Source organism: uncultured Desulfovibrio sp., from assembly GCF_949282365.1.
Taxonomy (GTDB): Bacteria; Desulfobacterota; Desulfovibrionia; order Desulfovibrionales; family Desulfovibrionaceae; genus Desulfovibrio.
Genome location: NZ_CASDOY010000001.1, coordinates 102,840 through 126,798, shown reverse-complemented (window position 1 = coordinate 126,798; position 23,959 = coordinate 102,840). Strand labels below are relative to the sequence as shown.

General features: G+C 63.6%; 15 protein-coding genes and 3 tRNA genes. 5 read left to right on the top strand and 13 right to left on the bottom strand.

The annotated features are described in order from the left end of the window. Positions 1-198 precede the first annotated feature (198 nt). Positions 199-282, top strand: a tRNA-OTHER gene (locus tag Q1X76_RS00565). A gap of 566 nt (positions 283-848) precedes the next feature. Beyond that, positions 849-925, top strand: a tRNA-Pro gene (locus Q1X76_RS00560). Between the two features lie 347 nt (positions 926-1,272). Here Q1X76_RS00560 and Q1X76_RS00555 read toward each other — a convergent pair. From Q1X76_RS00555 to Q1X76_RS00495, 13 genes are all read right to left on the bottom strand, one after another. Then, positions 1,273-2,007: a DUF4851 domain-containing protein gene (locus Q1X76_RS00555; RefSeq protein ID WP_300717428.1), complete on the bottom strand. Its 735-nt coding sequence runs from the start codon at positions 2,005-2,007 to the stop codon at positions 1,273-1,275. 213 nt (positions 2,008-2,220) lie between these two features. Beyond that, positions 2,221-2,297, bottom strand: a tRNA-Pro gene (locus tag Q1X76_RS00550). Positions 2,298-2,650: 353 nt separating this feature from the next. Further along, complete coding sequence (locus Q1X76_RS00545) at positions 2,651-3,553, bottom strand: NAD(P)-dependent oxidoreductase (protein WP_300717427.1); 903 nt, start codon at positions 3,551-3,553, stop codon at positions 2,651-2,653. A 71-nt stretch (positions 3,554-3,624) separates the two neighbouring features. Next, the gene (locus tag Q1X76_RS00540) at positions 3,625-5,289 is read right to left on the bottom strand and encodes an SUMF1/EgtB/PvdO family nonheme iron enzyme (RefSeq protein WP_300717426.1); all 1,665 of its coding nucleotides are present in this window, start codon (positions 5,287-5,289) and stop codon (positions 3,625-3,627) included. After that, complete coding sequence (locus tag Q1X76_RS00535; protein ID WP_300717425.1) at positions 5,279-6,556, bottom strand: ABC transporter permease; 1,278 nt, start codon at positions 6,554-6,556, stop codon at positions 5,279-5,281. The genes Q1X76_RS00540 and Q1X76_RS00535 overlap by 11 nt, the downstream gene beginning before the upstream one ends. Before the next feature lie 4 nt (positions 6,557-6,560). Then, entirely contained in the window at positions 6,561-7,298 is a 738-nt protein-coding gene (locus Q1X76_RS00530; RefSeq protein WP_300717424.1) for an ATP-binding cassette domain-containing protein, read from the bottom strand. A 13-nt stretch (positions 7,299-7,311) separates the two neighbouring features. Beyond that, the gene (locus Q1X76_RS00525) at positions 7,312-9,243 is read right to left on the bottom strand and encodes a vWA domain-containing protein (protein WP_300717423.1); all 1,932 of its coding nucleotides are present in this window, start codon (positions 9,241-9,243) and stop codon (positions 7,312-7,314) included. Between the two features lie 9 nt (positions 9,244-9,252). Next, positions 9,253-10,323, bottom strand: a complete 1,071-nt coding sequence (locus Q1X76_RS00520) for a sel1 repeat family protein (RefSeq protein ID WP_300717422.1) — start codon at positions 10,321-10,323, stop codon at positions 9,253-9,255. Positions 10,324-10,328: 5 nt separating this feature from the next. Beyond that, positions 10,329-12,959 (bottom strand): virulence factor SrfC family protein, encoded by a 2,631-nt coding sequence (locus tag Q1X76_RS00515; RefSeq protein ID WP_300717421.1) that lies wholly within the window; start codon positions 12,957-12,959, stop codon positions 10,329-10,331. A 23-nt stretch (positions 12,960-12,982) separates the two neighbouring features. After that, positions 12,983-16,105, bottom strand: coding sequence for a virulence factor SrfB (locus tag Q1X76_RS00510; protein ID WP_300717420.1), 3,123 nt, complete (start codon positions 16,103-16,105; stop codon positions 12,983-12,985). 2 nt (positions 16,106-16,107) lie between these two features. After that, on the bottom strand, positions 16,108-17,397 hold the full coding sequence (locus tag Q1X76_RS00505) for an SrfA family protein (RefSeq protein ID WP_300717419.1): 1,290 nt from the start codon (positions 17,395-17,397) through the stop codon (positions 16,108-16,110). Continuing rightward, positions 17,394-18,590: a serine protease gene (locus Q1X76_RS00500; RefSeq protein WP_300717418.1), complete on the bottom strand. Its 1,197-nt coding sequence runs from the start codon at positions 18,588-18,590 to the stop codon at positions 17,394-17,396. Before Q1X76_RS00500 ends, Q1X76_RS00505 begins: the two co-directional genes overlap by 4 nt. Before the next feature lie 57 nt (positions 18,591-18,647). Further along, positions 18,648-19,427 (bottom strand): glycine zipper domain-containing protein, encoded by a 780-nt coding sequence (locus Q1X76_RS00495; protein ID WP_300717417.1) that lies wholly within the window; start codon positions 19,425-19,427, stop codon positions 18,648-18,650. 178 nt (positions 19,428-19,605) lie between these two features. On the opposite strand from Q1X76_RS00495, the gene Q1X76_RS00490 reads away from it, so the two are divergent. The 3 genes from Q1X76_RS00490 (at position 19,606) to Q1X76_RS00480 (ending at position 23,265) form a co-directional block, all read left to right on the top strand. Then, positions 19,606-20,559: a TAXI family TRAP transporter solute-binding subunit gene (locus tag Q1X76_RS00490; protein WP_300717416.1), complete on the top strand. Its 954-nt coding sequence runs from the start codon at positions 19,606-19,608 to the stop codon at positions 20,557-20,559. Between the two features lie 42 nt (positions 20,560-20,601). After that, positions 20,602-21,111: a DUF1850 domain-containing protein gene (locus Q1X76_RS00485; RefSeq protein ID WP_300717415.1), complete on the top strand. Its 510-nt coding sequence runs from the start codon at positions 20,602-20,604 to the stop codon at positions 21,109-21,111. Positions 21,112-21,174: 63 nt separating this feature from the next. Next, positions 21,175-23,265 carry a TRAP transporter permease gene (locus Q1X76_RS00480; RefSeq protein WP_300717414.1) on the top strand — a complete coding sequence of 697 codons (2,091 nt, stop codon included), beginning with the start codon at positions 21,175-21,177 and terminating at the stop codon, positions 23,263-23,265. Positions 23,266-23,959 lie beyond the last annotated feature (694 nt).

The following is a 23,959-nucleotide window of genomic DNA, read 5'->3' as shown; positions in this document are numbered from 1 at the left end:
CGGATCCAGCGATATAAAAAACGTTTGATATCAAAGTATTATGAACTATTATTAGCTTTGAGGCAACACTGTAAATTGATTCACATTATATCAGGGCCGGCAAAAAATTTCTACGATTTTTCGCGACAAGAATTTTTTTTCTCAAAAGGATTTTTTGTTGACACTGAGGACTGGGAGGCGTAAACACTTTTCTTGCGTCGGGATGTAGCGCAGTCTGGGAGCGCACTTGAATGGGGTATGGGGTTCAAGGGGTCGAAGGTTCAAATCCTTTCATCCCGACCAGAAAACAGAAACCCCAAGGGATCTACGAAAACTCGTAGGTCCCTTTTCTGTTTTGGGGCCAGGCCTCCTTCCCGCCGGAGCGCGGCCCGTCCTTCGGTGTGATAGGCGTACTCCGGGACATGGTGCCTTGCCGGATGAGGCTGCAGGGACCTTTTTCGCATGGCAGCACGGTGCCGTATCCTCCCTGGAGGGATCGTCCGCTGGCGGTGCGAGAGCAGTGCAGTCGCCGCCCCGAGCCAGCCCTTCCCGGCCGTTTTCCAGGCCCGATGCGGATTTCGGGGCGCTCTGGCCGACAGGGCGCATGTTCCGGTACGGAACAAGGCCCACGGCACGGAATGTGAACCTGCGCACACAGGGGATTGTGAAGAGCGTGGCCCGCAAAAGGCGCGCGGAGCCCACTGCAGCCAGGCGGGGATATCCGCCATTGGGGATAGAGTGGTATGCCGTATGGGAAGAGGCCGGCAAGACCTCTTGATGCTCCTGGCACGCGGGAACAGCGGAAAAATGAAAAATCCGCACGCTTATGTTGACAAGGAAGGCGTCTTCATCTATCTATCTCTTCGCGTCGGGATGTAGCGCAGTCTGGGAGCGCACTTGAATGGGGTTCAAGGGGTCGAAGGTTCAAATCCTTTCATCCCGACCAGAAAACAGAAACCCCAAATGGGGTTCAAGGGGTCGAAGGTTCAAATCCTTTCATCCCGACCAGAAAACAGAAACCCCAAGGGATCTACGAAAACTCGTAGGTCCCTTTTCTGTTTTTTGACATTGGGATGCACAATCACGGGGAACAGGCCCATTGGCCGATCGAGACGAATAACGGCTGGCGCAGCCTGTGCAGCGGAGACCGTTGGGATCTTGTGCGACTGTCGCGCTTTCCCGCTTTTTCTGTCCCGGTCCGCAGGGCCATGCGGACCCCATCCCCAGTCCGGCCGCAGCTTGCAGCAAAAACGCCACAGGTCTCCCCGTGGCGTTTGGTATGCGCTGTCGCGATCACATGCGGCCTTCCTGCTCCATCTCGCCTACCCAGCGGGAGAGGAGGGCACGGGAGGTGCGCTCTCCCGCAGCGTCCAGCTTTTTGAAGTCTTGCACATGGGTTTCCAGCCATGCCTTATCCGTCAGGCTGATCTGGCAGGATGCGCGGGCCCGCTGCTGGAAGGCATTGAGGTAACTGGTATCAAAGGCGATATCGCGGACAAGATGTTCCGGGATGGCTTCGTGATATTCCATCAGCACCTGGGTCTTGCGGAAATTCAGCAGGAGCTTTGCCCGGTAGACCAGGCAGGGAGCGGCATCGGGGCAGAACGGATCGCTGCTGCCGTCCAGGCGCATCAGCTGCTCATGCAGGGTCTCGTTCTGGTAGGCATATTGCTGCTGGCGGATGGCGGGAAAGGACGCATGGTGGGCGGCCTCCCATTCCCATCTGCCTTCCGCGTCCGCCACCGCCGTGACCAGCGTCCCGCGTTCATTACCGTAAACGGCAAGCCAGACGCGGGCGTCTCCGTCGATGCTGCGGCGGGTCTTGGGCCGCAAGGTCCGGTTTTCCGCATGGCGCAGCTGCATGTCGGCGGCGGGGACGAAGGTCAGAGGCGGCCGGGCACGCGAGATGATGACAGGCTGTCCGCACGCGGGGATGTGGCCGATGCCTCTGAGGGGCTGCTGGCCCCCCATGAACAGGACAAAGACAGCAACGGCGATGACCGCCACAATGAGCAACAGAATCTTCATGGTCCCTCCTGTGCGGGGATGGTTGCATGATGGCTGTGAGGCCCTGACGGATGAACTTAGCATCCCGCCGCGGGCAGGAAAAGGGCCTGCAGGGAATCCCGGCCGCCGGGGAGGGCGACGGAACGTCTACGGCAGCGCCACTTGCCGGGATTGCTCCCGGAAACAGAAAAGGGGATCCACGATTGCTCGTGGATCCCCTGGTATTCCGCTGCTTGGTCGGGATGAAAGGATTTGAACCTTCGACCCCTTGAACCCCATTCAAGTGCGCTCCCAGACTGCGCTACATCCCGACACAGGAAAAGACTTCTACGCGCAGCCATCTTGTCTGTCAACAAAATAATCAGGAAAGCAGCGGCGGATGGCAGGCGGACTTCAGGTGAGCCTGAAAGTTGGTCAGCCTCCCGGCCGCTCGGTCGTTGGGCCTGCCTGCGCTGTCGAAACACGGCGCACGGCAGCATGGACGGCATGCAGGGGATCTGCCCTCGTGTCCTTCGGCCAAGCGTTACATATCATGCCTGGAGTGCCGTCAGGCAGGTCCATGCACTGGAGGAAAGATCCCGGAACGGGACGCGTACGCCCCTCGCCTTCGGGAGCATGCGGCACGCGGGGCAGGCCGCCTATCCCCGCGCAGAGCGGGAAGGCGTTATGCGTGGGCGCGCCATTGTTTGCCGGACAGCGTGGCCAGCACCTGGAGCAGGACCTGCGTCCCGTCCTTGCCGTGCCCCTGGGCCTGGGCCATGCGGTAGATCTGTTCCGCCAGGGCGACGCCGGGCAGGACCAGTCCCATGCGTTTGCACTCTTCCAGGCAGAGCCCGAGATCCTTGATGAAGTGCTCCACAAAAAAGCCGGGAGCGTAATCGCAGCCCAGCAGGCGGCGGCCCAGCGTGCCCATGGCCGTGCTGCCCGCGGCCCCGGGGACCACCAGCTCCAGCCACTGCTTCACATCCAGACCGGCTTCCTGGGCAAAGAGCATGGATTCGCATACGCTGAACATGACGCCGGCAATGGCGACCTGATTGGCCAGCTTGGCCTGCTGGCCGCTGCCGGCGGCACCGCAGTGCAGGATGTTTTTGCCCATGACGTCAAAGCAGGGTCGCACCTTTTCAAAGACCTCCCTGTCGCCTCCCACAAAAATGGACAGCCGCGCCTCACGCGCGCCGATATCGCCGCCGGTGACAGGAGCATCCAGAGCGCCGCAGCCCCTGGCGGCAGCCGCTTCGGCGATACGACGGGCCAGTACCGGACTGGACGTGGTCATGTCGCAGAGGATACCGCCCTTTTCCAGACCGGCCAAGGCTCCCTGGTCCCCCAGCATCACTTCTTCCACATCGCGGGGATAGCCCACGATGGAGAAAACGATATCGGCCTGGCGGGCCACTTCGCGCGGCGTCTCAGCCCAGCGGGCACCGCAGGCCAGCAGACCTTCCGCCTTGGCTTTGGTACGGCTGTAGACGGTCAGCGGATAGCCCGCAGCCAGCAGATGCCCGGCCATGGAATGCCCCATGACCCCCGTGCCGATCCAGCCCAAACGCGGTTTGTTGTTCATTGGACCATCTCCTTTGGCTTGCCGCTTCCCTGCGGCGTGAGTAGGAACAGGCGCAAGCGCCCGGCGGCGGACTATTTTGTCCGTGCTTTCAGAATCTCTTGCAGCAGGGCAGTGTCCGGGGGCAATTTGCCTGTCCGGGCGGTCTGCACATGTTTGCGCAGCAAGTCCGCATTGCGGCGCATGTTTTCATTGAAAAGGTCGTCTCCGGCGTAATCCTTGAGCAAGGCAGCCAGGGCCCGGTCGAAGTCCTCCTTGTCCAAGCGGGCGGCTTCTTCCACACGGGTCCGGTAGAAGGACAGGGAACGGTCGATGCCGGTCTGGAACTGCTCCAGCCCTTGCTCGGCCGTTTTCATGATGCGGCGCAGCGTGGCGAGCGTCTCGCCCTTGGCGGTCCGGCTGTCCCGCTTCATGCTGTCATACTGGCTTTGCAGGGAATTGCGGCGGCTGGCGTAATTGCGGATGGTCTCCAGCATATAGACGGCCGTACGCAGGGTGGACTGCATTTCCAGCTGCTGTTGCTGTTCCTGCAGGATATTGTTTTCCTTGATGGCTTCGCGCAGGGTCAACAGGTTTTTGCGGCTGTTGTCATCCGGCGCGGCGGCAATGAGCCGGTCCAGCTCTTCCAGGGGGTTGCGGCTGGCATCACGGGCCAGCGGGTTGCTCTGGCCCGCGGCGTTCCAGGCCTGCTGTAATGCGGAAGGCCGGTCTCCGCCCGGTGTGTTGATACCGGAGATGACAGGACGGAAGCCCAGATCGCGGGCATGGGCCGGGCCGTCCGCCAGGAAAAAGGCGCTTTCTTCGCGGCGACCGGGCATGATCTCCGCCTCGCCGGAGCGGAAGGAACCGCCCTTGCGCACAAATCCGCCGGCGGAACCATGCAGGCGGCCCCCCACAGAAAAGCGGAACATGTCCAGAGCCATTTCCGCCGCATTGCCGGCCGTATCGTAAAGTCCCAGCGGGTTGGGCTTGCGCGAACCGATGGGGGCGCAGTCTTCGGCAATGCGGGCAGTGCCCTCGGGGCGATAGACGGCATAATCCGTCAGGGGCGCCCCCGCAGGCAGGGCGAAGAAGTCCTTTTCCGTCAGCTGTTCGGGACCGGCCGTCTGCCCGCCGCGGGCCGCGTATTCCCATTCCGTTTCCGTGGGCAGGCGTACGAAGCCCACATTGCGGCTGTCCCCGGCAAAACGGGGCAGGGCATCCGCGGCATGCTGCAGCAGCCATTCCGTATAGCGCCGGGTGAATTCCACGGCCTCATACCAGCTGATGTCCGTCACGGGCCGTGCCATATTGGCATCGGAGCCTGCGCTGTCCCGGCCCATGATGCTCTGCCACTGCAGGCGGCTCACTTCATACTTGGCGACCAGATAGAAAAAGTAATCGCCCGCCGGGGCCTGGGCGCGCCAGCTGGCGGGCAGATCGGCCCGGGAGAAAGGGGCGGAAAGGAAGGCCCGGTAGCGCCTGTCGTAGAAGGCCCGGTCGCTGTTGGCGGCGTCGTCGCGTCCGGGACGGGCGGCCATGTCCCAGAGCAGGCCTTTGCTGGGGACGGCCACAAGACGGAAGGCCATGCTCAGGCCGTCGGGCATGGGCAGGATGATGTCCTTGTCGTCCGGGTGGGGATTGCAGGCATCGGCGCTGGAAGTCCCCGCCCGTTTGGCCAGAGCCGCGTCGGCGGGCGCCGGCAGCAGGCTGGCAGCCAGCAGCAGGAAGAAAAACAGGGCAAGCGGCCTAGATTTCACGGATGACCTCCGAAGGTTCGGTGCGGGCGCCGCGCAGTGCGGGTAGCAGGGCGGCCGCCAGTGACAGCAGGCAGACCAGCAGCAGGGTCGCAAGGGCATGCTGCGGCAGCAGGCGGCAGATATGCTCCATATTGTCCAGACCGGCAGCGAAAATGCGGTTGACCGCTCCCTGTGCGGCCGCGTAGAGGCCCAGAGCCAGCGTCGTGCCCAGCAGGGCGGTGAGCAGGGCCTGCAAAAGGGAAAACAGCAGCAGTTCCAGCGTGGAGAAACCGCCCAGACGGAGCAGGCCGAGCAGACGCTGCTTGCGCCGGATGGCCGCCAGCGTACTGCTGGCCGTGGAAGATGCGAAACCGGCCGCCGCAGCGCCGCCGATGAGCGCAAAGATGATGTCCAGGGCCGAGGAAAGTCGCCGGACCTGTTCGATGGCCTCGGCTTCCGTATGGACGGTGATATCCTGCTCCTGGAAAAAGTCACGCAGGGAGGCCACATCATCCAGGCTGCGGGCATAGAGGCGGAAGCCGGCGTACAGGCGTTCTGCCGGCGGCGTATCACCATCCCAGCCGTTTTCCGGCCCGAACAGGGGTACGGCACGGCCATCGCGATAGTCTTCCGCTGCTTCCAGGAAGGGCAGCGGCACATAGGCCACGTTTTTTTGCTGGGCAGCCAGCGGCAGGATCCCCACGACTTTCAGTGGCAGACGCACGGCCTGGAGCCTGCCGTTACGGCTGCGTTCCAGACGGCCTGTCAGCTGATCCCCCGTATGCAGCCCCAAGCGCTGGGCCACGGGCGCGGAAAGCACGATGCCGCTGGCTCCGGCGCGCGTCCGCACGCGTCCCGGCTGGTCGGGATCGTCCTCGCTGTCCAGCAGCAGGGCCGGTACGGGCAGGCCGTGGCGCTGCAGCAGGGGGTCATCGTGGCCGGTAGGTTCCATGGAGACATGCAGGGGGGCTCCCTTGGCGGGCAACAGCTCCACAGTGGCCGCGAGGACGCGGGTCCGGGGGATGGCAAAGGCTACCCGGGGATCGTCGCGCCACTGGCCGATACGGGCGGCGGAAAAATGCCCGCTGCCCACAGGGGAGACTTCAAGCGTGGCCGGATCGTTGCGCAAGCGGTCCGTCAGGGTCTCCACCACGCCGAATTTGACCCCAAAAAGGATCAGCAGCGGGGCCAGGATGGCTGCCAGACCCAGGACGGCACAGGCGGAGAGCAGCCGTTCATGCAGATAGTCCCGCAGGGAAAGAGCGCAGATCTGTACGAGCGTATGCATGGCGTCACCACCCGGGATGGTCGATGACGGACAGGGGACCGTCATCCGTGCTGCTGCAGGTCATGGGCACCAGGGTGAAACCGGCGTCTTCGGCCATGCGGGGATCATGGGTGACCATGACCACCGTGGTCTCCTGCTGTCGGGCCAGATCGGCGAAGATGCCCAGGACATTGCGGGATTGTTGCGGATCCAGCGCGGCGGTAGGCTCGTCAGCCAGCACGATGTCCGGTCCGTGGGCCAGGGCCCGGGCAATGGCCACCCGCTGGCGTTCACCTACGGACAGACTGGACGGCATCTGTTGCAGCAGCCTGTCCAGTCCCAGGGCTGTCGCCATGTTCCAGACCGCTTCCAGACGGTGGCCCAGCCTGCCCAGACAGCGGCAGGGCAAGAGGATGTTGTCCCGGGCCGAAAGAAAGGGCAGCAGGCCGCCTGTCTGGAGGACATAACCCAGATGCCTGCCGCGCAGGCGGGCCAGCCTGTCTAGTCTGTTGCCCTGCCACAGGGCCAGGATATCCGTCTCGCCGTCGGCGGTATGCAGCAGGAAACGGGCGTCATCCCGGCATTCGGGTCTCAGGATGCCTGCCAGCACGTCGAGGGCCGTGCTTTTGCCGCAACCGCTGGGGCCCACCAGGGCCAGCAGCTGGCCCCGCTGTGCCTCCAGACGGCGGATCTGCAGGCGGAACGCGCCCCGTCCCGGCCGTGCGACCTGCAGCCCGTACAGGGAAAAGACCATATTTTCCATGGAGCTCCCCACATCACGGCAGCATGGACAGGGGCACGCGATAGACCCAGTCCCCGGCATTGCTCTGGCCGAAACTTTCCCAGTTGGCACGGTCCCGGTCGTATTCTTCATAACGGGCCAGACGGGACTTGAGGCGGTTGATGAACGCCGTCTGTTCACCGATGCTCATGCGGTACCAGTCGTCCTCGCGCAGCAGCATGATGTCGCTCTTGTAGGGCAGGCCATCCAAAAATTCCGCCAGCACGCCCAGCTCCGCCAGGCTCTTGCCCTGTGTGGGCATGTTGGGATCGCGGGCCATGCGGGCCGAGGCGGAGAGGATGCCCTGGAAGAAGTCGCGGGAATCGGTCTTTTTGGTCCGTTCGGCGTTGTCGATGATGGTTTTCAGCTGGGTGCTGAGGTCGCTGAGCTGGTTCTTGGTCAGCAGGACGGCCACCTCCACGCTGGGCACCTGACGGCCCTGGGCCAGACGCTTGAGATCCATGTCCGCGATCCAGGAATCCACCACGGACGGCGCACGGTTGTCGTTCTTGCGGCCCAGGTAGTCCAGTTGCATGGCGTAACCCAGGCGTTCCGCCAGCTGGCGGGCCTGGTCTTCAGGTGTGGCGGGCACGGCCTCGTCCTTGGGCCGGGTCATGATCTTGCCCTCCGTGGTGTTCTTGACCAGATCCACCATGGATGTGGTCAGGATCTTGGTCACGATACCGAACTGGCGGGCCGCTTCCTTGTGGCTGGAGGCATTGACGGCCTGATAGTTGGACTGGTCACCGGCGATGCGGCTCAGGGCGCGGTAGGCCTGCTCGGCGTAGGCGTGGTTTTTGGCGCCGCCGGGCGTTTTGATGTGCATGGCGGTGATCCAGATGCCCTTCTGGCGGGCAAGGTCGTTCATTTCCGCAGCGCCGAGGCGTTGCGAGGCATAGGGATCATCGTTGCGCAACGGACCGGCATCGCTAACCAGCAGGATCAGGCGCGTGGAGTAGGGGCCCCAGTTGAGGGAGTCGATGGCCGTGTAGATGCCGGCCAGCGAATCTTCATTGAAATCATGGCTGGAGACAGTGGCCTGTTCCACAGCGGCCAGGCGGGCTTCCAGCGCCTTGCGATCCTTGGCCGTGGCAAAGTCGCTGACCACCTGTGCGGTATAGTTCAGTTTCGGGGTCTTTTCCGTGCTGCTGCGAAAGGCCACCACGGCAAAGCCCACGTTGTCGGTCATCTTGTCTTTTTCCAGACGGTCATAGAGCTGGCGAATGATGTCGCGGCTCTGGTCGATATAGGGCTTCATGGATATGGACGTATCCATGACCAGGGCGATACCGGTCTTGGGCGGGCCGGCTACAGCGCCGGACTGGCTGCTGCCGGGGTCGATGGAGGCCACCTGCAGCAGGTTGACGCCCTCAAAGGCGCGGTCCATACCCAGGATGGGCATGAGATAAAAACGCTTCTGGGCCACGGCCCCCTGCTTTTCTGCGGGCTCCGCCGCCAGGATGGGCAGGGAGGCGGTATCCTTGCCGCCGGCGGCGGCAGCGGTGAGGCTGTCCAGCCGCTGTTCCATGTCGGTGGCTTCGCACAGTGTCTTCAGGTCGTTTTCCGTCTTGAAAAAGAGCACAGGATCGCGCCCCGTGCGCGGTGTGAAGAGCAGGGTCAGGGACTGGTTCCAGTCAGTGGCCTGGTCTTTTTTCAGCCAGCCGAGAGCGGTCTGGGCATCAAGACCCACCTGCAGCCAGTCCCCCTGGCGGGCGTAGACATAGAGCACGGTAAAGGGGACCAGGGCATCACGGGCGGCGGGCGCGCCGTCCCGGGCTTCTTTCAGGGGCCGGGCCCCGGGATGGGAGACAACGCGCTGGTAGAGGGTCTTTTTGCCTTCCTGCAGGAGTGGCGCGGCTTGCAGGGTCGGTGCGGCGATCAGCAGGAGCAACAGGACGCCAAGGAGCTGTCGGCAGATTCGTGGCATGGTATCCTCCTATTTCCAGTCGCGCAGCAGGAACGCGGCTTCCGCATTGCCCTTGGCGGCCTCGGCTTCCACACGACGGTGCAGGTCTGCCAGGGCTTTGTCGGCTCCCGCATGGCCCTTGGCTTTGGCGCTTTCGTACCAGTGCTTTGCCTGGCTCATGTCGGCGGGGAGGCTGCCTCGCGGCAGGCTCGCCTGCGGATCATAGAACTGGCCCACCAGGAACATGGCTTCGACGTTGCCTTTCTGGGCGGCATCCTCCAGCAGCAGGAAGGCCGCATCGCTCTCTTCCACCCCGGCCTGCTGTGTACGCAGGGGCAGGGCCAGTTTCAGGCTGGTCTCGGGATCGGCCGTACCGCGCAGATGTTCGCGGGCCTGTTGCAGCGGCGGCAAAGCGGCAGGCGCAGGTTCCGTTGCCGCAGGCGCGCTTTTGTCCTGGGTCCCCTGCTGCGTTTCAGGCGTCTGGGGCGTCATGGGCGGAGGCGGGGGCGTGGCCCGCAGGAAAAACCACCAGATCGCTGCCGCAGCCAGGGCCAGCAGCACCAGTCCCAGGATGATCCAGAGCAGACTGCCTGAGGATTTTTTTTCTGTGGCGGCGGCTTGCCGGTCCATCTCCAGAGGCGGTTCCGCCAGCAGCGGCGGCGGGGCCTCTGTTTCTGGTTCCGGCGCGGGAACGGGGTCCGGCTCCGGTTCGGGAGCGGGGGCAGGCTGGGGGGCGGGTTGTACCGGAGCCGCCGGTACGGGCTGCCCCATGCCGTGGCCCCCTTCCATGCGCGAATAGACGAGATCCTGGATCTGCAGGCCGCATTTCTGTTCGCCGGCTATGAAAAGATAGCGCTCCAGCTTGTCCAGATTGTCCACCACCGCAGGCCCCACCTGCAGGCGCAGGCAGCCGCTGTCGTCGTCATGGGCCTCCACGGGCAGGGGCGTGCGGCTTTCCTGCCAGCCGGAGGCGGAAAGATATTTGCCCTCCCCGGAATAGATGGCCACATCGGCCGGACCTGTACCGGGAGCACCATAGACGGAGATGATGGCCACGCCGGGCGTGCGTGCGGCATCAGGGGCAATGAAAGCTTTGATCATGGGCATCAGCCTTTGAAAGCCTGCAAGATGTCATACAGGCGTTTGTTCTGTTGGGGGTTGCGGATCTGCTGGCCGCCGAAGTCCACGTTGGCGGTGATGCCGTGCATCAGGGCGCGCAGCCAGTCGGTGTACCATTGGCGGTCATAGGGGGCTTCCACGTCGCCGATGAGCGGTTCCCCCACCGGATCGCTGACCGCAGGGAAGAGGACCACCGGTTTTTCACGGAAGAGGATGGTCCGCTCCTGTTCGTTGCGGTGGCGCGGGTCGAAGCCCAGCCAGTCCACAAAGGCATTGATGGCGTCGGCCGCCAGACTGGCCTGCTTCCAGAGCAGACGTTCCCGCTCAAGGTTGGCATAGGCGGAGCAGGCGCGCAGGTCCTCTTCCATCTGCTGCCGGACGCGGCAACGCTGGGCGGAAAGCAGCAGCTCGTGACAGAACTGGTCCAGCTCCCGGGCAGGCAGGGCAAAAAAGGTACGGCTCTCCGCACTGGCGGCGAACTGGCGCACCTGCTCGACCCATGCGTCGAAAACGGCTTCCGCCAGTTCGGCGGCGCTGTCCTTGCCTGCGGCGGGCGCAGAGCCGGGCAGCTCGGTGGCCACCGGCGCCTCGTCGCCGAACAGATCGTCCAGGATGTCCTGCTGGGAGACGCGTACGCCGATGGAGGAGGCTGTCGCGCTGCTCTCCGCTTCGTTCAGGCCGGACGTGACCTGCGCGCAGAGGGTGTAGAGGTCGTGATCGTTGACCTGCAGACGGCGGAGCATCTCGCCGAAGGCCTGGTTCTGGGCCACCCGGGCCAGCAGCACGGCCAGATTGCGGGCCAGGGCTTCCTTCTGCCTGCGCAGCTCTTCGCTGTCGTCACTCTGATAGTAGACGCTCAGGCTGTTCAGTACCCGTTCGGCCTGCTCGTCGAGACCCACGCTGATCTGGTGGCGCTTGAGCTCGGGGTTGCAGAGGGGGCGCAGCTTCTGCCGCAACAGGCTGATGCCGCCATCGTTGAGTGTCATGGCCGCCTGCCAGACGGATTCGGGATCGTCCACATGGCGGCGCACCAGGGGGGAATCCACAAAGGCCCGGTGCACTTCCTCCACATAGGCGACCTGATCGGGTCGGATGCCGCTTTCGTTGCCCTGGGCGTCGAAGGTGAAGATGGCTTCGCAGCGGAAATTGGGATTGCGCAGCAGGAAGATGTTGCGGAAAGGATGCGCGCCGTCCCAGTTGGTGGGCCAGTCGTGCTGCTTGCCGAAAAAGTCCAGCAGGGAGGATTGCAGGCGCGTGTTCCAGCGCTGCTCCACGGACAGGACCCCGGCCTTTTTTTCGAACTCCATGTCCATCTTGGTCAGCACGAAGAACAGGGAGGGGGCCTTGCCCGCACGGTGGGCCGGATTTTCGCCGTGGGTGGAGCAGATCCATTCGTACACGGCGCGGGGCAGATCCTGCACCTCCTGATTGCCGGGGCCGATGCAGAGCAGCATGCTGGTCAGCTCATGTTCCTCGCAGTAGCGCTCGAAAAGATAGGCCACCTTGCCGCGCAGGAACAGGTTCTGCAACGCGCCCTCTCGTTCCAGCTCCTTGTCCAGATCCAGGAGCTTGAGGCGCGAACGATAGCCCGGGAAGTCCAGCAGGTCCGTGTAGGAAAAGAAATCGTCCGGCTGTTCCTTCATGAAGATGGTGATCTCTGCGGTCAGGGCCGTGACCACGGCCCGGGGCAGGGCGGCCTTGCGTCCGTCCTTGCCCAGCAGGGTCAGACGATCTGCCGTGTCATTGGAGCCCAGACCGGCCAGCAGGGCCACGTCGATGATGCTGGTCTGGCGCGGCAACAGGGCCTCCAGCGGACAATCGGCTTCGGCCGGATTGCCAAGGGCTTCCAGCGCCTGGCACAATTCAAGGAAAAGCTGCTGGAATCTCGGCTGGCTGTTCCAGATGATGCCGAAGAGCTCCGCCCGGTAGGAGAGCGGCAGCAGCGGTGCCAGGCCGACGGCCTGCGTCCAGTAGCCCTGTTGCAGCATCTGGACACGGGGTTTGGAGATGAAATTGCGGTTGACGTACTCGCGCAGGTCTTCCATATCGTCAGCCGTGATATGGCTGACACCGGGCGCGGACTGGCGCGCCGTCTGGGTCAGACGCTCCAGGGCGGAGCGCATGGCCTCTGCGTCGGGCATCTGCTTGTGTTCGCAGTCGGCGTAATAGGTATTGGCCAGCACCCGGACCACATCCATTTCGGACAGCAGGCGCAAGCGGATGGGGAATTCCGGCGTCAGGCCCTGGGGCGGCGTGGTGGTGAAGCGGGTCACCAGTCCGGTGGATTCCTTGCCGCCCTCGGGATTGATCTCGGTGATGAAATCCGAAGTGCGGCCACAGAAATCCGCCAGCAGATCGCCGCGGCTGTCGCGGGCCAGGGCCGAGATGAGGTAGGACTTGCCGGACTGGCTGGGCCCGAAGACGCCCACGCACATCTTGCGGCGGGCGGCCTGCTCGCACTTGCCGAAAAAGCGGGCGGCCCGGCGCATCTCTTTTTGCAGCGTGGTGCATTCGCTGCCCACGGTCTCGCGATTGTCGGCCAGCCAGGCGGCGGCTTGGCGCGATTGTTCCGTCAGGCGGGCACAGCGCGCTGCCAGCTGGATGTCTTGTTCCTGCATATGATGCTCCTGTCTGTCCGTCGCTAGTTGGCAGCGTTCACGACGCCGGTATCCAGCCAGTAGCCCTCATCCGTGGGCAGGGTCTGCAGGCGTATCTCCAGATCCCTGGGCGGGACAAAGCCCCCGGCATTGTCGGTGATATTCGTGATGCTGAATTCCCCTTCGCTGCGCTCTTCCCGCTCGCTGCCGGCAGGGGGCAGGTCGTCGTCCAGTATCTCGGCCACGTTCAGGGTCACTTCCACCTGATATGGCAGACGACCGGAAGCACGGGCACGGGCATCCTCACCGGCAAAGGTCAGCAGATGATAGCGGGTGGCGGGCCAGCGTTCGGCCCCCAGCTGGCGATAGCCGATACCGAGCTGGCCGTTGAAGGCCACGGTCCTGCTCTGTTCCACGCCGTTTTTGGCGTCCACGTCCACCTTGAACCAGACTTTGGGCGTGCGCAGCTGGGTGTTGATGTCCAGTTCGCCGATATAGCGGGCGGTGGATGTCAGCCGCAGCGCATTGGAATCGAAGGAAAAACCTTCGATGTGGCCTTCAGCCAGGGCGCAGAGGATGGCCCCCACGACCACGGTGGTCTTGGGATCCTGGATGCGGCCCAGGGTATCGGGGAAGGGGTACCAGCTGCCCACATGATACTGGCGCATGGGGATGATGCGGTCCGGCGGCACGGGCAGTTTGGCCATGACCGTAGAGGCGACCACCGCCCAGGCGCTGGGACGGCCCGTCAGCAGCAGCATGTCGGTATCATAGAGGTGTACCAGTTCGCACAGGGCGGAGAGCGTGGAGGCCAGCGTACGCTGGATGGTGGCATGGAGCTTTTGCGGGCTGACCGTGATGGGCACATCCATAATGGAGAAGTCGTTGAGCCCGGGGACAGCATCGCGTACCAGCGCCGTTACGGCATCCAGCACGGGCTGCTGGGGGCGCGGCGCCAGGATGTCGGGATGGAAGCGGCCATCGTCTGCCTGGGCCTCCGCGTCCCCGCCGGCCTGTTTGTTACGGGGATCTTCCTCCACAGCGGGCTCAAAGAAATCCCCCAGCGTGCAGGCCTGGTCGATGTGCATCCCGTTGCCCTGCTCGCAGGTGCGCAACAGGCCGAGCGCCACGGGCAGGGCCACCTGGCGCACCAGACGGATGCGGGTATTGCGCTGCTCCTGCGACATGCCGATGGTATCGCGCCCGAAGAGCTGGGCCAGCAGCAGGCGCGGTTCCTGGACACCGCCTGCCTGCAGGGCTTCGGAGATGGCGGGGATGACGTGCTGTAGCACGACTTCGCGGGCCACTTCATCACCGGCGATATTGAAGCCGTCACGAAATTCCGTATGCGGTACGATGCGGGCCGTGTCCCCCTCGCCGCTGGCCAGCTCATAGGTAGTGATGGACAGGTCCGTGGTGCCGCCGCCGATGTCGATGGAGGCGATGCGCACGCAGGGGTGGTCGTTATAGCGGCTGCGTTTTTTGCCCATCAGGCGGAAAAGGTGGTGGGCGTCACCGTGCTGCTTGACGGTCAATTCATTGTAGAGCAGCACCAGCTGGGAGCAGCTGGCCTCGTCCCAATCGCAGCGTACCAGCGGGCTGGTGCGGTAGTCTCCGCTGCGGCCCTTGTTCTGTTGCTGCGGCGGCACATACCACTCCGACCAGCCGAGGCCTTCCCAGATGACCCTGACGGCCCAGAGCACCCAGCGCCGGAAGATGCGTTTTTCCGCTACGGGCATGGCCGTGGGCACCGTAAAGATCAGGCGCCGCAGACGGCGGGGCAGGTTGGGCAGACGCCCCCGGGCCCGGGTGGCGGGCGAATTGATGGTGATCAGGGTCTGGGTCAGGATCTCGCCCACCATGAACATCATCAGGGAGGAGCGGGTGAACAGGGACTCGAATACAGGTTCCGGCTGCTGTTTCTTCAGGGAGGGACTGCGCCGGAACAGGGGATCCTCAAAGCAGGAAAGGGGCGTGCCCTGGGGATTGAGCTGACGGGCAAACAGGCCGCGGTTGACCATGGGTTCGGTATTGCCGCAGGTATTGTAACGCCAGGTCTGTTGCCAGGGTCGCTCATCCCAAAGATAACGCTTGGGACTGGACATGCCGGTGGTCCCTTCGGCGCAGACGGCCTGCGTGGCCAGACGGGCCGCCTCAGGCCCGATGCGCACGGCCGACGGCCAGGCGAAGGCCGGGGTCTGTCGCCCGGAACGACGGCTCAGGGTATCGTTGCCGAAGGTTGCATCCACGAATTCCACGCGGGTCTCGAAGGGGTCGGCGTATTCCAGATCCGGCTGGCTCAGGTCCCGCAGGCGCAGCACATAGCTCTGGTTGAGGTCCGTGCTGCACTGGGGCGGGGTCTCCACCAGGATCCCCGTGGTGCGCGAATTGCCGATGTCCAGGATCAGGTCCACATCCACCGGTGTATCCCGGGCGGGATTGATGACCTGCACGGCCACGTCCTTGACGGCCAGGCGCACGATATCCAGCCAGGTGAGATAGCTGGCCAGATGCTTGAGGACATAGGGATCTTCCTCGCCCCAGGCCTGGCCGCGCCTTTTGCCCTGGCTGCGGGCGGTGTAGATCTCCAGCAGCCACTGGTCCACCCAGGCTTCATTGAGGAACCATGAGTTGTCGCGCACATGGTGGGCCAGCATGAAATGCCCGTGGGCGCTGACATCCTGCGGGGAAAGTGCGTGATAATGCTCGCCGCTGCCGGGGCGTTCCTCGACGGTGGTATCGAACAGGATCACCACCCGCAGCATGCGCGGATCCCTGCTGGACGGCATGACCCGGGCCCGGGCCCAGTTGGAGGGACCGCATTCGAAACACTTGCCGCCGTCGGGCCAGCATTGCTCCAGGCTGCGCAGGAAGGGGACGGGCAGCCACTGGCCGTCCCAGGTCTTCAGCTCCTTGGCCGCCTGCATGGAGTAGGTTTCGCCGTTGTACTCCTTGCCGGTCAGCTGGTCCGTGAAACTGTCGTCCTTGTTGTCCAGACAGTGGAGGTAATGCGTATAGCGCCCGTCGCTGCCTTCCCCTTTCAGCTCTTCATAAAAGTAGCGGATATGCTTGCTCAGGGCATCCAGCGGCAGGGCGAAATCAAGGAACTGGGGGCAGCCGCCGGGGATGATGCTGACAGGCGAAAGGTAATGAGGAATGGCATCCATGCTTACTTCCTTTTGAAATCGGCTTTCCAGCGCAGCCGGTTCTTGCTCTGTTCCACACCCTGGCAGCGGGTACTGGTATCATTGCCGGTGCATTGGATCTGCTGGGGCACATACTGGTTGCCCTTGGGGCAGGGGGCCGATCCGGCCCGCCAGACAAGGCGGTCGCCTTCAAAGCGCGCTGTAGCCGGACCGCTGCAGACCTGTCCGTTCTTCTCACGCACGAAACGACGGCCCTGGCCCTTCTTGTCAAAGCAGTATTCGGCGATGATGGGAGTATTGCTCGGATGCGAGAACAGCCCCGTATTGCTTTGCCAGCAGCCCTCAAGGAAGCTCAGATCGTTTTTCTTGGCCGCATCGGCGGGGATGTTCAGATCGTCCTGCGGCTTTGGCTTGGGTTCCGGTTTGGGCTCCGGCTTGGGTTTGGGTGCGGGCTTGGGCTCAGGAGCCGGCTCGATGGGCTTGTCGGGCACGAGCTGGGGCGTGACCACCTCCGGTTCGGGCTCCGGCCTGGGGTCCGGTTTGGGCTGCGGCGGTTTGCAGAGCAGGGCCTTTTCCCGCAGCTGGCGCAGCAGTTCTTCCAGCTCGCTGCGCTGTTTTTCAGCCGCCTGCGTGGCCTGATCCAGACGTGGATCGGCCGCAGGCTTGAGGCAGGAGGAGGGCAGGGGCGAGGGCAGCAGGCCCAGGGCCGCCAGCAGCAGCCAGAGCAGGAGCAGGGCCAGCAGGAGCGGCAGCAGCCAGCCCAGGCAGCCGCTGCCCGCCGCAGCCGGTGCGGCCACGGCCACAGGCGCCACAGGAGGCGGTGGGGGGGGCGGGATGGCACCACCAAGGCGGCTGAGGTCTTGCGGCATGGCACCTACGGCCCCCGGGGCAAAACCCCAGTTCACCAGGACGGGTTGGCCGTCCACGGACCAGAGGTCGCCTTCGTTGGGATGCTGCAGGACCAGGGTCAGCATCTGCCCGGCAAGAGCTTCGCGGCTTTGCGCGTCTTTGCCCCACTGCTCGGACAGATGCAGGATGTCGCGTGCCAGTTCCCCGGCGCGGGCTTTCAGCTGTTCCGCCTCCTCCGCGGGCAGATCGGCCACGGGCGTGGCCGTGCCGTTGACTGCGGCGTACCAGTCGATGCGCTGCTGACCGGGATCGTGCTGGGGCTCGGCGATGAGGGCCGCGTGGGCAGGGCTCAGGTGCTGGGCGATGATGCTGCTGACCTGGGCATGACAGTCAGTGACGAAGATGCCCTGACTGGCCAGGGCGCGCATGGCGTTGCGCTGGCTGGTAAGCAGGAAGACGCTCATGGTTTCACCCCTTTCTGGCCGGCGTGTCCAGGGGCCTGTTGTGGGGCCGGTGCCGCCGGCGACTGTTCAAAGCGGACGCCGGTCTCCTGCAGATAGGCGGTGATGCTGCTGACGGCGATGGCGATGCTGGACTGGCGGTAGGACGCGTCGTCGAGTTTGATGAAGGTATTGATGCCGACGACCTGCCCCTGTTCATTGACCAGCGGACCGCCGCTGTTGCCCTGGGAGACCGTGGCCGTATGCACGACCAGCGGGGGCGTGCGTTCGAGGATGACGCTGACGACGCCTTCCGTGTAGACCACTTCGGGGACCGACGCCTCATGTCCCTGCAGCAAGGCCATGAACTTGGGATCATCATTGGTGACGGCGCCGGGGAAGCCCCAGGCGCTGACCCGCTGGGTGCGTTCCACGCCGGGGGCGAAGGCGAGCGGCGAGATGGCGGCGTCGGCGGGCAGCTCCAGCAGGGCGAAATCGCGGCCGTCGCTTTGGGTACGGTGGCGGACCGTGGCCTGCAGGACCCCGCCCGTGGCCTTGCTGATGACGAAAGCCTGACTGGCATTGCCCACCACATGGGCATTGCTCAGGATATGGCGGCGGCTGATGAAAAAGCCGGATCCCATGGACAGTCCCTGAGGCTGGCGCGCCAGCACGAAGACGGTCGCCTGCTCCAGCAGCTGGGCCATGCTGCCGGGCCGGGCCGGAGTTTTTTGGGGGGTGACGGCCGGGGCCTGCGATGCTGCATCGGAAGGGATCCGCAGCGGTTCGCCAGGCTGGCTCTGGGGGACGATGTCAAGGGCCCCTCCGGGGGGAGGAGGCAGCTGGGCCAGCTTTTCCTTGATGACACAGGGATCTTCCTTGAGCAGGGCCCTCAGCTGGGCCAAATAGGCATCCATCTCGGCATTCCGGGCCAGCTGGGCCGCCAGGGCGTCTTCCTGGGCTTTCTTTTCCGCTCCCGCGGCCTGCCACTGTTTCCAGAGCAGCCAGCCGAAGACGCCCAGGGCCAGCAGGAGCAGCAGGATGCCCCAGAACAGCGGACGCCGGTACCACGGCACCGGGAGTGGCGCTGGGGAAGCCTGCGCGGAAATTTCCTCGGAGGGAGTGGGGTCCCCGGTCCGGGCCGTCCGGGAAGCAGCCTCGGGAGTCGCGCCGGGAGTGTCCTGGGGATCGGGGATATTCCTGGGATCGTCAGCCATAGGGGTATGCTCCGAAAAAAAGGCGCACCTTTCTTGCGGGAAAAGCGCGCCCTGCGGTTACATCATGAGGTTGTTGACGGTCTGTTCATAGGTGGCCAGGCGTGTGTCCACGTCCTGGCGCGTGGTTTCCAGCTCCTTGCGGGAATTGTTCCAGGCCTTCTTTTGTTGGCGGGGGGCCGGCTGGGCCGGGGAGACTTGCCCCTTGGCCTGGGCTTCGGCCACGGCCTTCTGGAAGTCGGCATCGCGTTCGAGCACATGGTCGTAGGTGAGCTTCAGGATACGGGACGTTTCCTCAAGGCCGCTGCGGATCTCCGTATAGCGCTCCTGGAATTCGCTCTTGCTGATGGCGCCGGCCTTGTACTGGGCCGCGGCCAGCTTGAACTGGTCGTCATAACAGCGTGAGGAAAGACGGGCGGCAGCTGTGGCGCGGTCCATGCCGGCACTGTCCTCGCCCAGCTGGGCCGCGTAGCTGGCCAGCAGGCGGCGATCGTTTTCGCGCTGCTGTGACTTGCCGTAGATATTGCCGCCCACGGCACCGGCAGCGCCGCCAGCCACCGCGCCGGCCAGTGCGCCTTCCACTTTGCCCGTGGCCAGGCCGCCGATCAGCGCGCCGAGCAGGGCGCCCCCCACTGCCCCGCCGGCAGTGGAGTTGTTGACGCGGTCCTCATCAGCGCGTAACTGGGCCACCGGTTTGTAGCACTGGGGATAGTAATTGACCTGCGTTGTCTGGGAGCCGTACTTGCTGGCGCAGCCACCCAGCATGGCGATGCAGGCCAGCAGGGCAAGCAGAAGGCTGAAGTGACGCTTGACCATGGAGAACTCCTTGGCTGGATGCATGGTGTTGTACCATTTCCATATATGCCTTTGCAGGGGGGCAAGTCAAATGGCGGATCCCGCCAGACGGCGTGGGAGAAGCGCTATTTGCCCTTTTGGGCTGTTTGGTGTATATTCAAGAATGGTAGTGAGGGCACTGCTGGTGCTGGTGCTCCGTAACCTCATTTTCGGGAGAAGTCCTATGAAGAAAGTTCTCAGTCTTGTCCTGGCGGCAGGTCTGCTGCTGGCCGCTTCGCTGGCCCATGCCGACGCCAAACGCCTGACTCTGGCCACGGGCGGTACCTCCGGTGTGTACTTCCCCCTGGGCGGTGCCATTGCCCAGGTGATCTCCAACAAGAGCGGCGGTGCCATCTCCGTGACCGCCCAGGCTACTGGCGCCTCCGGTGAGAACATGCGTCTGGTGCAGGCCGGCGATGTGGACTTCGCCATGGTGCAGAACGACGTGGCCGACTCCGCCTTCAACGGTCTGGCCCCCTTCCGCACCAAGCTGGACAACGTGCGCGTCATCGGCCGTCTGTATCCTGAGTACCTGCACGTCGTGGCCAGCAAGGAAAGTGGCGTGAAGTCCCTGGCCGACTTCAAGGGCAAGAAAGTTTCCGTGGGCGCCCGCGGGAGCGGCAACGAAGTGAACTGCCGCCAGATCTTCGGCTTCTATGGTCTGGATTACAAGAATATCGAACCCATCTTCCTGCCTTACGGTGAAACCGCCGACCAGTTCAAGGACCGTCAGGTGGACGGCTTTGTGTTCACCATCGGTACGCCCAACCCCGCTATCCAGGACATCACCACTGCCCAGGAAGTGGTCTTTGTGCCCCTGGCCGGCAGCAAGGTCGACGAGATCGTCAAGAAGTTCCCCTTCCTCGTGAAGGATTCCATCCCTGCCGGCACTTATCTGGGCCAGAAGGACGCCGTGCCCACCCTGTCCGTGCAGTGCATCCTGGTGGCCAACAAGAGCATGCCTGACGACGTGGCCTACACGCTGACCAAGACCCTGTATGAAAACCTGCCCGACGTGGCCAAGGCGCATAACAAGGGTGCGGAGATCTCCCTGCAGCATGCCGCCGACGGCGTGACCATCCCCTTCCATCCCGGTGCTCTCAAGTACTTCAAGGAAAAGGGTCTGGACATCAAGTAACTTGCCTGAACGGACAGACTTCTGACTCAGGATATATTGACGATGCGGCGCAATGTTCTTGTTTTTTGCATGATGCTGCTGTTTTTTTCAGCGGGGCTGCCGGGCATTGCGCCGCATCAGTTTTCCAGCGCGCAGGCACAGGACGGGCAACGTCTGGTGCTGCGCGACAGCGGCGGCAGGGAGCTTTTCAGTCGTCCCGCACCGGACGGCAGCCGGTTTGCCATTCGCTACAGGCATTCCGTGGCCTTGAGTCCGGTGGAGGACTGGTTCAGTGTCAGCGGGGGCTGCATTTATCTGGAAAAGACGGTTTATCAGGATTTTGGGGCCGGCCTGCCGCATCAGCCGGGGCCCGGACAGCGGATGTATACGGAAAACGGCAAGGTCGTCATCAGCGGGTACCATATGGCCCTGCCTTCCTTCGATGTGCGCGTGGGACGTGTGGCCAACCACACCCTGCTGCTGCCCGAAGGGGAAGGGATGCCCGAGGAGATACCCCTGAATACGCTGCTGGAACCGGGGCAAGCGATTACCCTCACCATTGCTTTACCCTGATAATTTTTGCCATTGACATGGCGCGACCGCTTCGCGCCGAGCATACCTACAGGATATGAGAGGATGAGCCACGAAAAAAGAATGCATGTGATTGACGAGCAAGGGGCAGGGGGATTTGCCCTGGAAGAAGGACACAAGCTTGACGCCGACGCTGTGGAGAAGATCCAGGAGACCGTGGACGTCTCCGAGATCGTGGCCAAGTACGACAAGGAATCTGTCTATCGCTCTTTCAAAGGGTGGCTCGATACCTTCATCAAGATCCTGTGTATCGCCTTTTCCGCATTCCACCTGTACACGGCAGCCACCACGCCCTTCGCTCCCCAGATCCAGCGCGCCGTGCATCTGGGTTTTGTGCTGACGCTGATCTACCTGCTGTATCCCGCCCGCGCCACGGGCAACATGCACAAACTGGCCTGGTATGATGCCATTCTGGCCGTTGCCGGGGCTGTCGTCTGCGGTTACATCGTCTGGCAATACGATATCATCGTGCTGGATGCCGGTCCGGCCACCGAGCTGGACTTCATCATGGGCTGCGCCTCCATCCTGCTGGTGCTGGAAGCCACCCGCCGTATCGTGGGCATCCCCATCACCCTGGTGGCGGTGGTCTTTTTGCTGTATGCCAAGTTCGGCAATCTGATCCCCGGCATGCTGGGCCATCCCGGTTTCTCGGTGCAACGCATCGTTTCCCATATGTATCTGACCACGGAAGGCCTGTTCGGCATGCCGCTGGGCGTGTCCGCTTCCTTCGTCTTCCTGTTCATCTTGTTCGGTGCTTTCCTGCACAGCACCGGTCTGGGCAAGTTCTTCATCGACTTGGCCCTGGCGGCTGCCGGCCGCTATGTGGGTGGCCCCGCCAAGGTGGCCGTGTTGGCCAGCGGCTTTTTCGGGACCATCTCCGGCTCTTCCGTGGCCAATACCGTGTCCACGGGTACCTTCACCATCCCGCTGATGAAGAGCGTGGGCTATCGCGGTTCCTTTGCCGGTGCTGTGGAAGCCGCCTCCTCCACCGGTGGCCAGATCATGCCGCCCATCATGGGGGCTGCGGCCTTCATCATGGCCCAGTTCCTGGGGGTGGGCTATGTGGAGATCGCCAAGGCGGCCCTGATCCCCGCCCTGCTGTACTACCTGGCCGTGGGCTTCATGGTGCATATGGAAGCCAAGCGTCTGGGCCTGCGGGGCATCCCCAAGGAACGTCTGCCCCGCACCTGGGTCGTGCTGCGGCAGGGCGGTTATCTGCTGATCCCCATCTTTGTCCTGATCTACATGCTCATGCAGGGCTATACCCCGCTCAAGGCCGCCTACTACTGCATCGTGACCACCGTGGTCATTTCCCTGGTGGCGGAGAACTGGAAGACCTGGCACGGCGCCCGCTACAGCAATGAAAACGTGGTCTCCGCCCTGGTGCAGACGAACGCTCTGTCGCTCAAGGGCGTGCTGCAGGCCATGGAAAACGGCGGCCGCCTGGCTCTGGGCGTGGCCGCGGCCTGTGCCTGCACCGGCTTCGTCATCGGCGTGGTGACGTTGACCGGTCTCGGCCTCAAGCTGGCCAATGCCATCCTGACCATCTCTGCCGACAGTTTCGCTCTGACCCTGCTGCTGACCATGATGGCCTCCATCGTGCTGGGCATGGGGCTGCCCACCACGGCCAAGTACATCGTGCTGGCCACCATCGCGGCTCCGGCCATCATGCACTTCGGCGTGCCCGCCATGGCGGCGCATCTTTTCATCCTTTACTTCGGCATCCTGGCCGACCTGACGCCGCCCGTGGCCCTGGCGGCCTACGCGGCGGCAGGTATCGCGCGATCAGAACCGAACGCGACGGGCTTCATGGCGGTCAAGCTGGCCTTGGCAGGCTTTTTGATCCCGTACATTTTCTGTTACAATCCCGGTCTGTTGATGATCGGTGCCACCGGCTGGGAAGTGCTGTTCTATGCCTCCACGGCGGCGCTGGGCATCGCCAGCCTCTCCTTTGCTAGTGTGGGTTACTGGCTGCGCGATTTGTACTGGTGGGAACGCCTGATCCTGCTGGCGGGCGCCATCACCCTCATCACCCCCGGCCTGATCACGGACGCCATCGGTTTTGGTCTGCTGGTCGTGATCTATGTCAGCCAGAAGATTCTGGCCTCGGGACCTGCTCCCAAGGCAGCCGAATAAGGCGCTCCATCCCTTGCAGTGAAAAAAAGGCCGGAATCCCCGGCCTTTTTTTGGGTCGAAAAACGTGCTGCCAGACGGGTGGCTTTCGCTGCGGCCATGCGGAAAAACGTGTATCTCCGCTACCGCCGGCAGATCCGTTAAGGAGGGGAACGGCAGATGCCCGTGCCCGATGCACGGATGAACACTGCTGCCGGGAGATGTAGGGCATCGTTCCGCAGGCCATGCCTGCCGATCCTGGTCCCTGCCATGATGGTACAGGCGGCGGCAGGACATACGGCGGCCTTCGGGAACTACCAAGCAGGAACGGAGCAGGATGGACAGGAAAATGCCAGACAGCGCAGGCCGCCTTTGGCCGCCGTGGCGCGGCAGTACATGGGGGAATGCATGCGGGCCGCAGGTGGGGAAAGGCCCGCCGCTGTCCGGGCATCTCCAGGGCGGTAGCCGCGCGGAGGCCGGGCCTCCGGCGTCAAGGTGATGGCTGGCCTGTCAGAGAATCTGGTTCTGCCATGTCCTGCAGCCTGTTGAGCGTCCGAGCGGCGTGGAACAAAACACTTTTGCCCGGAGGCAGCACGCTACAGCTGAAGCAAGGACCTTCCGATGCGAGTCGTTCATGTCCGCACAGGGTGGGGCGGACAGAGGCTGGGTGTGATGTTGCAGGAATTGACGTTGACAGCCGCCCGTGCACAGCCGGCTG

Excerpts from the sequence above, each read along its gene's own strand:
- Q1X76_RS00555 (WP_300717428.1), bottom strand. The coding sequence starts at position 2,007 with ATGAAGATTCTGTTGCTCATTGTGGCGGTCATCGCCGTTGCTGTCTTT.
- Q1X76_RS00495 (WP_300717417.1), bottom strand. The coding sequence starts at position 19,427 with ATGCATCCAGCCAAGGAGTTCTCCATGGTCAAGCGTCACTTCAGCCTT.
- Q1X76_RS00510 (WP_300717420.1), bottom strand. The coding sequence starts at position 16,105 with ATGGATGCCATTCCTCATTACCTTTCGCCTGTCAGCATCATCCCCGGC.
- Q1X76_RS00480 (WP_300717414.1), top strand. The coding sequence starts at position 21,175 with ATGAGCCACGAAAAAAGAATGCATGTGATTGACGAGCAAGGGGCAGGG.
- Q1X76_RS00520 (WP_300717422.1), bottom strand. The coding sequence starts at position 10,323 with ATGATCAAAGCTTTCATTGCCCCTGATGCCGCACGCACGCCCGGCGTG.
- Q1X76_RS00515 (WP_300717421.1), bottom strand. The coding sequence starts at position 12,959 with ATGCAGGAACAAGACATCCAGCTGGCAGCGCGCTGTGCCCGCCTGACG.
- Q1X76_RS00545 (WP_300717427.1), bottom strand. The coding sequence starts at position 3,553 with ATGAACAACAAACCGCGTTTGGGCTGGATCGGCACGGGGGTCATGGGG.
- Q1X76_RS00490 (WP_300717416.1), top strand. The coding sequence starts at position 19,606 with ATGAAGAAAGTTCTCAGTCTTGTCCTGGCGGCAGGTCTGCTGCTGGCC.
- Q1X76_RS00535 (WP_300717425.1), bottom strand. The coding sequence starts at position 6,556 with ATGCATACGCTCGTACAGATCTGCGCTCTTTCCCTGCGGGACTATCTG.
- Q1X76_RS00505 (WP_300717419.1), bottom strand. The coding sequence starts at position 17,397 with ATGAGCGTCTTCCTGCTTACCAGCCAGCGCAACGCCATGCGCGCCCTG.
- Q1X76_RS00500 (WP_300717418.1), bottom strand. The coding sequence starts at position 18,590 with ATGGCTGACGATCCCAGGAATATCCCCGATCCCCAGGACACTCCCGGC.
- Q1X76_RS00485 (WP_300717415.1), top strand. The coding sequence starts at position 20,602 with ATGCGGCGCAATGTTCTTGTTTTTTGCATGATGCTGCTGTTTTTTTCA.
- Q1X76_RS00530 (WP_300717424.1), bottom strand. The coding sequence starts at position 7,298 with ATGGAAAATATGGTCTTTTCCCTGTACGGGCTGCAGGTCGCACGGCCG.
- Q1X76_RS00525 (WP_300717423.1), bottom strand. The coding sequence starts at position 9,243 with ATGCCACGAATCTGCCGACAGCTCCTTGGCGTCCTGTTGCTCCTGCTG.